General features: G+C 72.3%; 5 protein-coding genes and 1 pseudogene. 5 read left to right on the top strand and 1 reads right to left on the bottom strand.

All coding sequences use genetic code 11. The annotated features are described in order from the left end of the window. The first annotated feature begins 277 nt into the window (after positions 1-277). From ACSNOD_RS24155 to ACSNOD_RS24140, 4 genes and pseudogenes are all read left to right on the top strand, one after another. Positions 278-1132: a hypothetical protein gene (locus ACSNOD_RS24155; RefSeq protein WP_436769136.1), complete on the top strand. Its 855-nt coding sequence runs from the start codon at positions 278-280 to the stop codon at positions 1130-1132. A 1078-nt stretch (positions 1133-2210) separates the two neighbouring features. After that, positions 2211-3797: an SCO6880 family protein gene (locus ACSNOD_RS24150; RefSeq protein WP_436769138.1), complete on the top strand. Its 1587-nt coding sequence runs from the start codon at positions 2211-2213 to the stop codon at positions 3795-3797. Positions 3798-3817: 20 nt separating this feature from the next. Beyond that, positions 3818-5126 (top strand): annotated as a pseudogene (locus ACSNOD_RS24145) (ATP-binding protein); the annotation flags it as partial. A 208-nt stretch (positions 5127-5334) separates the two neighbouring features. After that, complete coding sequence (locus ACSNOD_RS24140; protein ID WP_436769135.1) at positions 5335-7011, top strand: type VI secretion protein; 1677 nt, start codon at positions 5335-5337, stop codon at positions 7009-7011. A gap of 29 nt (positions 7012-7040) precedes the next feature. Here the strand turns inward: ACSNOD_RS24140 and ACSNOD_RS24135 are convergent, their stop codons facing one another. Continuing rightward, complete coding sequence (locus ACSNOD_RS24135) at positions 7041-7691, bottom strand: GNAT family N-acetyltransferase (RefSeq protein ID WP_436769134.1); 651 nt, start codon at positions 7689-7691, stop codon at positions 7041-7043. A 206-nt stretch (positions 7692-7897) separates the two neighbouring features. On the opposite strand from ACSNOD_RS24135, the gene ACSNOD_RS24130 reads away from it, so the two are divergent. Further along, entirely contained in the window at positions 7898-8866 is a 969-nt protein-coding gene (locus tag ACSNOD_RS24130; protein WP_436769137.1) for a hydroxyacid dehydrogenase, read from the top strand. The last annotated feature ends 124 nt before the right edge of the window (positions 8867-8990 follow it).

Genomic DNA, 8990 nt, shown 5'->3' with positions numbered 1-8990 from the left:
CCCTTCCCACGTCACGCTGCCCCCCCACTCCACCGCATCGCACCGCGGCCGGCGTCCCACCGGTCCCACGAACGGGACGGCGCCCGGCCGCCCTCCTCCCGTCCGTCACGCACACCGGCTGAGATTGCGTCCCCCTGATGTCGAGTCACCACACCGCGCCCGAGCGGCCACCGGCCGGGCTACGGTCGTTGTACGGCCCCTGCCGCGCCCGAGCGGAACGACGGCACCGGCAGTCCGGGACCGAGGCGCACCGAAGGCCCGAGGGGGCGTACGCGGCATGAGCATCGACGACGACGGTTACGGCGACGACTACGGCCCCTACGACGGCGGCACCCGTACGCGGTCGGGGCACGGCCGGGGCACGCGCACGCTGCTGCCGGAGCGGGCGGGCGGCGACGGCGCGGGCGGGCGGCGGCCCGCGCGCGCCTCGCGGAGCCTGATCACGGTGGTGGGGGTCGTGATGCTGCTGGTCGCGGCGATCGCGTTCGCCAACCGCGGGGGCGGCGGGGACTCGCCGGACGGCAAGGGCACGGCCAAGGAGGCGGCGCCCACGGCGCCGACGGGCGAGCGCCCGGTCTCCACGGCCCAGGCGGGCATCGCGTCGGGCTTCCCCCGGACGGAGCAGGGAGCGCAGTCGGCGGCGGCGAACTACGCGGTGGCGCTGACCTCCGCCGACGTCATCAAGCCCGATCGCCGCCCGGAGATCGTGCGCAGGCTCTTCACCGCCGACAAGGTCCCCGAGTTCGAGGCCAAGCTCGGCCAGGCCTACTCGCAGACGTTCCTGGACAAGCTCGGACTCGATCGGAACGGCAACGCGGCCAAGGGCATGACGTACGTCTCCCGAACGGCCCCCATCGGCACCAGAACCCTGGAGTACGCGGACACCACCGCGTCGATCGACGTCTGGTGCACGGGTGTCTTCGGGACCGCCGGAATCAGTTCGAAGAACCCGGTGACCAACGACTGGTTCACCATGCAGTTGCGACTGCGGTGGACCGATGGCGACTGGAAGATCGAGAGCGCCACGCAGAAGGAAGGCCCCGCCCCGGTGAACAGTGATCGCACGGCGTCCAACGCCGATGAGATCACGAAGGCCGTCACGGAGTTCGGAGGGTTCACCTATGCCCGGTAGCCGACGCCGCGGCCTCACACTCGCGGGTCTGGGGGCGGTCCCGCCCCTCCTCGTCCTCGGCGCGGGCCGGGCCGCCGCGGAGCCCAGTCCTTCGCCGTCCGGTGACAAGAAGAACTGCGATCTGCTGCCGGGGCCCGCGAAGGACCTGTGCCTGGGCGACGACAGCCCTTCGGGCTCCACCGGCAAACCCCCCACCCTCACCGACAACCCCCTCGACCCCCTGTCCTCGCTCGCCAAGGGCTGCGCCGACGCCGCCGCCTGGACCGTGGACAAACTGTCCAAGGCCGTCGAGAACACCAGCCAGGTCGACTTCACCAACCCCGCGTTCCTGCGCCAGTACGCCGTCGTCTTCGCGGCGTCCACCGTCCTCACCCTCGTGCTCTGGCTGCTGGCCGTCGCCAAACGTGCCATTCGGGGGATTCCTCTCACCGAGGCCATCAGCGAAGCCATCGGCTTCCTGTGGCTCACCGTGCTCGCCTCCGCGTTCACACCGCTGATCCTCTACACCGTGGTCTCCGCCACCGACGGGGTGACCGAGGTCATCGCCTCCGGCACCTCCTCCAACACCGACGCCTTCTTCGGCTCCTTCTCGGAGGCCCTGCGCAAGGGCGAGAACATCGGCGGCGGCCCCATCATGCTGATCGTCGTCAGCCTCGTCTCCGTGCTCGCCGCGGGCGTGCTCTGGCTGGAGCTCGTGATCCGGGCCGCGCTGCTGTACGTCGGCGCCCTGCTCGGCACCGCCGTCTACGCCGGCCTCGTCGACAAGAACATGTGGGGCCATGTGCGCCGCTGGGCCGGCATCATGATCGCCGTCATCCTGGTGAAGCCGGTCGTCGTCATCGTGCTCGGCCTCGCGGGCGCCCTCAGCGCCTCCGAGGACGGCCCGAACGCCTTCTCCGCGGTCGTCTCCGGCCTGGCCATCATCCTGCTGGCCATCTTCGCCAGCGCGATGATCTACCGCTTCGTGCCCGGATTCGGCGACGAGATCGCCAGCGCCCGCAGCAGCCGCAAGAGCGCGACCGACGGCGCCCAGGCGGCGGCCGTCATCTCCTCGCCCGCCGCGCTCGTCAAGCAGGGCATCAAGACCCACAGCAGCCGTGGCGGCGGTGACGGGGCGTCCCGCCCGAACGCCATCATCGGCAAGAACCGCGAGACGGGCGAGATCGCCCTGATCATCGCCGGCGCCTTCCTCGGCATGATGTGCGGGCTCCTCGTGCCCGTACTGCCGCTGCGGATCGCCGCGCTCACCGGCTTCCCGATGCTGGCGCTGGCCGCCGTCTACGTGCCGTACAAGCAGCGCACCTTCTACAAGTGGTTCGAGATCAACCGCTCGTACAAGCGCACGCTCCGCAAGGGGACCACGTACCGCTCCGGGGCCGTCGAGGCCGGCACCCGGCTCGACGGCCAGGAGGTGGAGATCGGGCCCCCGCCCGGCGTCGGGCGCATCAACTGGCTCTCGGCGCCCTTCGGACCCGACGAGATCGCCGTACTGCTGCACGCCGACCGCCGTACGGTCACCGCGGCCATCGAGATCGAGGGGCCGGGCGTCGGCCTGCGCGACAGCGAGGACCAGGAGGCCCTGGTCGACCGGTTCGGCACGCTGCTGAAGCACGTGGCCAACGGCGACGGCTTCGTCACCCGGCTGCAGATGCTGGCCCGTACGCTGCCCGCCGACCCCGACGCCCACGCCAAGGACGTCGCCCAGCGCGGCGACCCCGGCGCGCCCGCCTGGCTGCGCGACTCCTACGACCAGCTGCAGTCGATGGTGTCGACCAGCAGCGAGCAGCACCGGGCGTATCTGGTGGCGTGCATGCACTACAGCCGTGAGCTGGCCCAGGAGGCCCAGACGATCGCGCGGGCCATCCGCGCCGGCACGAGGAGCGCGAGGGGCGCGAAGGGCGCCCAGGGCGGCAAGGGCCCCCAGGGGCGCCCCCGGCTCGACAAGGACGCCGGCCTGGCCGTGGTGATGGCGCGCGAGCTCACCGACATCTGCGCCCGGCTCGCCGAGGCCGACATCCGGGTCCGCCAGCCCCTCGGGCAGGCGCGGCTGGCGTCCCTCGTCCACTCCATGTACGACCCGGACCATCCCATCGACCACATTCAGGCGATGACCAGGCGCAACGCCTGGCCGGCCGAGTTGGACGCGGTGTCGCCGACGTACCTCCAGGCGAAGACCCGGGAGTCCACCACCCGCGAGCCCTGGTGCCACGCCACGGCCTGGGTGAAGGAGTGGCCGATGACCCCGGTGGGCGTCAACTTCCTCGCCCCCCTGCTGGTGCACACCCCGGACGTGATCCGTACGGTGGCCGTCTGCATGGACCTCGAACCGACCGAGGTCGCCATAGAACGGATGCTCACCGAGAAGACCAATGACGAGGCGGAGGCCTCCCGGGCGGCCAAGATGAACCGGACCGTGGACCCGCGCGACATCGCCGCCCACGGCCGGCTCGACCAGCGCGGCGAGGACCTGGCGAGCGGCGCGGCCGGGGTGAACCTCGTCGGCTACATCACGGTGTCCTCCCGCTCGCCGGAGGCGCTGGCCCGGGACAAGCGGACCATTCGGGCCTCGGCCGGCAAGAGCTATCTCAAACTGGAGTGGTGTGACCGGGAGCACCACCGGGCCTTTGTGAACACGCTTCCGTTCGCGACCGGCATCCGCCGCTAGCACGCTGGGAGGCGTGGACCATGCTCGATCCCCTCACAGCCGTCACCGAGGCGTTCACCAGCTTTCTCTTCGGCAAGGTGGAGACGACCCGGCTGCCGGTCCGCACGTCCACCGGGCAGGCCCAGGCCGTCTACCTGCCGACCGCCGCTCCCGGCCTCGGGGACTCCGGGGTGATCATCGGCCGCGAGGTGTACTCGGGAAAGGGTTATATCTACGACCCGTTCCAGCTGTACGGGCAGCAGCTGCCGGCGCCGCACTGGCTGGTGCTGGGCGAGTCCGGCAACGGCAAGTCCGCGCTGGAGAAGACCTATGTGCTGCGGCAGCTCCGGTTCCGCGACCGGCAGGTGGTCGTCCTCGACGCCCAGGGCGAGGACGGCGTCGGGGAGTGGAACCTCATCGCCCAGCAGCTCGGCATAACGCCGATCCGGCTGGACCCGATGGCCGCCCTGGACGACGGCATCCGGCTCAACCCCCTGGACCCGGCCATCACCACCACCGGGCAGCTCGCCCTGCTGCGCACCATCATCGAGGTGGCGATGGGGCGCGGGCTGGACGAGCGGTCGGGCTTCGCGCTGAAGGTCGCCCACGCCTACGTCAATGGGGCGATCACCGAACGACAGCCCGTACTGACCGACATCGTCGAACAACTGCGCCATCCGGAGCCGGAGTCGGCGCAGGCGATGAACGTCGATCTGGACGACGTACGCGCCTGGGGCCTGGATGTGGCCCTGGTGCTGGACCGGCTGGTCGACGGCGACCTGCGCGGCATGTTCGACGGCCCGACGACCGTGGGCATCGATCTCGACGCGCCCCTGATCGTCTTCGACCTCTCCCACATCGACCGGAACTCGATCGCCATGCCGATCCTCATGGCGATCGTCGGGGTGTGGCTGGAGCACACCTGGATTCGCCCGGACCGGAAGAAACGGATCTTCCTGGTCGAGGAGGCGTGGCACATCATCAACTCGCCCTTCGTGGCCCAGCTCTTCCAGCGGCTGCTGAAGTTCGGGCGGCGCCTGGGACTCAGTTTCGTGGCCGTGGTGCACCATCTGTCGGACGTGGTCGACGGCGCCGCCGCCAAGGAGGCGGCGGCGATCCTCAAGATGGCCTCCACCCGCACCATCTACGCCCAGAAGGCCGACGAGGCCAGGGCCACGGGGCGCGTGCTCGGGCTGCCCCGCTGGGCCGTGGAGATCATCCCCACGCTCACCCCGGGCATCGCCGTCTGGGACGTCAACGGCAATGTGCAGGTGGTCAAGCACCTGGTGACGGAGACGGAACGCCCGCTGGTCTACACGGACCGGGCGATGACGGAGTCGTCGACCGCCCACTCCGGGGAGGGCCGGCCGGAGCAGCACGGCACGGACGACCGGGCCACAGGACTGGGCCGCGGCCATGAGTACGGGTACGGGCTCGGCCAGGACGACCGGGGCGAGTACGGGGAGTACGGGGGGTACGGCGAGTACGGGGCCGGGCACGGAGCGGAGCGGGGTGCCCAGCCGCTGGAGCCGACGGAGTCCACGGAATCGACGGTGGCGTGAGGGAGACGCGGGGAGGGGGCGGCCGCTCCACCACGGGCGGGGTCCCGGACGGGCTGCTGATCGGCGTGCTGGGGTTTCTGCTGGGCCTGACCCTGCTGGTCTGGGCGGCCACGGGCCTGGCGGGGCTCTTCGCCCACGGCGCCTGGCCCACGGGGCTCACCTTCACCCGTACGCCGTCGGCCATGCGCCGGCTGTTCTCCCAGCCGCACGACATCGCCGCGGCCTGGCCGGACACCCCGCCCGAACAGCTATCCGGCTACGGGCTGTTCTGGGGCACGTTCATCAGTGAACTCATGGTCCTCTTCGTGCTGGCGATCTTCGCGATCGGGACGCTGGCCCGGTGGAAGGCGAGGCGCGCGGGGCGGGGAGCGCGGCCGGCGGCGGAGACGGCACCCGAGGCGGGGACGGGCCGGGGCCCCGCGCCCGTCCCCGCGCCGGGGACTCCTGCCGAAGCGCCGCATGGGCCGGCCCCGGCGACGCTTGCGGAGGCGGGACGGGAGCCGGGCCCGCCTCCGCCCGGGGAGGCCGCGACGAGCCGACAGGCGGCCACAGAGGCGGCCTGGGCCCCGCTCGCGGACGCCGGCACGGACCGGCGGACGACGGACGCCGGAACGGCCCCGCAGGCGGCCTGGGCCCCGACGGGGGCCCCAGAGGCCCCTCCGGCCCGGGAAGAGGCCGCTTCCGCGCCCCCGGCCCCCTCAGCCGCGCACACGCCCCACCCCGAGCCGCGCTCCGCCGCCCTCGGTCTGCGCTTCACCGGCCCCCGGACCCGCGCGACCGCGCCCCACCCTCTCGCCGTCCAGGCCGTCCGGGAGGCCGCCGGCCCCGTCCTGGTCGTGACCTCCGACCCCGCGCTCTGGGCCGAGACCAAGGACGCCCGCGCCAAGCTCGGTCCGGTCCATGTCCACGACCCCGGCCATCTGATCGACACCCCCGCCAGGCTGCGCTGGAGCCCCGCCACGGGCTGCGAGTCCCGTACGGTCGCGGCCGTACGGGCCGCGGCGCTGCTCGCCCCCGTACGGCCCGTCCACGCGCTGGACTCCGCGACGGCGGACGCGGCGGAGACGCTGCTGCGCTGCTGGCTGCACGCCGCGGCGGTGGACGGCCGGCCCTTCCGCCAGGTGCACCGCTGGGCCCAGGGGGCCGGCGCGCACGAGCCCGTACGCATCCTCCGCACCCACCCCAAGGCCGCGGGCGGCGCGGCGGGCGAGCTGGAGGCCACGCTCACCGGGCACCCGGAACGCCGTGACCAGGCACAGCAACTGACGGCGCGTGCGCTGGGCGCGCTCTCCTCCGTGCACATCAGGAACGCGTGCACCCCCAACCGCGCGGATCTGCTCGCGGTGGAGTCATTCGTCGCCGAAGGGGGCACACTTTATGTGGTGGGTGAGGCCAACGAGGACCCGCGCACGCGCCCCGGCGCGATGCCCTTGCTGACCGCCCTCACCTCGAGCGTGGTCGAGCACGGCCGCCGCATGGCCGCACGGTCATCCTCCGGCCGGCTCGACCCACCACTCACCCTGGTGCTCGACGACATCGCGGCCGTGGCCCCGTTCCCCCAGTTCCCCGAGCTGCTGGCGGCAGGCGCGGAGCAGGGCCTGCCGCTGCTGGCGCTGCTGCGCTCCGAGGAGCAGGCCCGCGCCCGCTGGCCGCACCGTCCCTTCGCTCCCTAGGGCGGCGGGGGGCCTCTCGGAGGCCGCGATCAGGACGCGAGCGGAGACGCCGACTCCGGTCGCGGCAGCACCAGTTCGTACTCCGTCTCCTCCGGCATCGGCGGAAAGGCCGCCGTTTCACCCGTCTTGGTGAAACCCAGGCGCGTGTAGAAGGCGAACGCTCGCGGATTGTCCCCGTGCACCCACAGGCGGACCCGCCGCGCAGCGGTGTTCTCCCAGGACCACTCGACGGCCCCGCGCAGCAGCAGCTCGGCCGCGCCCGTCCCCCGGTGCTCGGGGAGGACGTAGACGCCCACGATGTGCGTCTGCGGCAGTACGGCCTCCTGCCCGGCCGAACCGGCCCCGCCGGAGCCCGTCCCGTCGGTGTCCTGCGTCCCCTCGGTGCCCCGCGTTCCGTCCGTGCTCTCGCCGGCGAGCACCGTACGGTCCCGGGTCTCGTCCAGGATGGTGAGCATCGCGACCCAGGTGCCGTCGGAGTCCACGGCCACCAGGCTGGTGGCGCCCCCTCCCTCGGCGAGTGGGACGGCCCTGGCCTGCCAGAACTCGTCGGCACGCCCGTGGACGTTGTCGTAGGACTCGATGAAGGCGACGCGGGCGACCGGGTCCCGCAGCGCGGTCAGCCGCAGGGCCTTCAGCTCTGCCCACTCCTCGGCCCCAACGGTCCGGATCTCGTAGCTCATTTCTCGATCCTCCGGGGCTCGCGGGCGGTGGCGCAAGGGCATTTGTCGACCCGGGGGCAGGCAGCGTTGACCTGGGTGGCCGGGTGCCCCTACCGTCCGGGCCAGCGAACGGGCCGACGAGCCGGTGCACCGTCGAGCCCGGCGCCCGACCCATGGTGGGAAGGTGGTGATCCGTGCCGTCCGACCGTCCGACCGCGGTGATCTGCATGGGCGGGGACGCCGCGCACGCAGTACTGACGGAGGGAACCCGTCGGCGCCTCCGTACGGTGGTCGATCTGGCCGCCGACATCCCGCCCGCGCTGCTGAGCACCGCTCCCCCACCCCTGGCTCGCGCAGAACTACTGATCACCGGATGGGGCTGTCCACCGCTGGATGCCGCCGTCCTCGACTCCGCGCCAGAACTGCGGGCGGTGTTCCACGCGGCCGGGTCGGTCAAGCACCACCTCACCGGGGCCGTCTGGGACCGGGGGCTCGTGGTCTCGTCCGCGGCCGAGGCCAACGCCGGTCCGGTGGCGGACTTCGCCCACGCGCTCATTCAGCTGGCGTCGAAGCGCGCGCTGCCGGCGGCGGCCGACTACGCCGGCTCCGGCTGGCCGGCCGCGGAGGAGCGGGAGGGGGCCGACGGCCGCACGATCGGCGTCATCGGCGCCTCCCGCACCGGCAGACGGGTCATCTCGCGGCTGACGGCCTCCGACGCCGGCTATCGGGTGCTGCTCGCCGACCCGCATATGACGGCGGCCGGCGCGGCCGAACTCGGCTGCACCTGGGTGCCGCTGGACGATCTGTGCCGCCGGAGCAGCATCGTCAGCGTCCACGCGCCGGCGCTGCCGGAGACCACCCACCTGCTGAACGCGGAACGGCTGGCCCTGCTCCCGGACGGCGCCACGCTGATCAACACCGCACGGGGCTCTCTCATCGACACGGAGGCCCTTACCCGGGCCTGTGCGGCGGGCCGGTTGAACGCCTGCCTCGACGTGACGTCACCCGAGCCCCTGCCTCCGGGACATCCGCTGTTCTCGTTGCCGAATGTGCTGATCACCCCGCACCTCGCGGGTGCCCAGGGCAGCGAACGACGACGGCTCGGCGACCACGCGGTGGCGGAGGTGGAGCGGTTTCTACGAGGTGAGCCTTTACGGGGGCTGGTCACGCTCGCCGATCTGGACCGCATCGCGTGAAAGCCCCGATATAAAGGCTCCTGAACGCAAAAATGCCTCAGTCCCCTGAACCACAAGGGTTCAGGGGACTGAGGCTAAAAATTGTTCGGCGGCGTCCTACTCTCCCACAGGGTCCCCCCTGCAG

It is taken from the genome of Streptomyces sp. URMC 123 (genome assembly GCF_051386515.1).
Lineage (GTDB): Bacteria > Actinomycetota > Actinomycetes > Streptomycetales > Streptomycetaceae > Streptomyces.
The sequence above is the reverse complement of the archived record's forward strand: the minus strand, read 5'-3'. Positions and strand labels throughout refer to the sequence as shown.